The organism is Priestia sp. SIMBA_032, assembly GCF_046535215.1.
GTDB classification, from domain to species: Bacteria; Bacillota; Bacilli; order Bacillales; family Bacillaceae_H; genus Priestia; species Priestia aryabhattai.
In genome coordinates this window covers 1-230 of sequence record NZ_JAWRXD010001690.1, presented here as the reverse complement: position 1 = coordinate 230, position 230 = coordinate 1, and the positions used below count along the sequence as shown (strand labels likewise).

The 230-nt window shown below is 54.8% G+C and carries 1 protein-coding gene; it reads right to left on the bottom strand.

What is annotated here, in order from left to right:
• A partial coding sequence (locus SB717_RS39995) for a hypothetical protein (protein WP_410908933.1) occupies nt 1-230 on the bottom strand: 230 nt, incomplete at both ends.

Genomic DNA, 230 nt, shown 5'->3' with positions numbered 1-230 from the left:
CCAATGGGCAACGCGTGGCCATCGCGGATGCCGTATCCGTTTTGAATACCCGCAAGCACAGCTTGGTGAAAGGGCTCAATCAGCGCGAATTGGCCGATCGCGAGTGTGCATAACATGAGGTGAGCGATTCCGTCCAGGTCGCCGACAGCGTGATCTTCAGTACCCTCAAGTCGTTGGACTTGGATCGCTTCAGCGACCAACATTTTTGTGATGCCGTGAACAAAAACCGG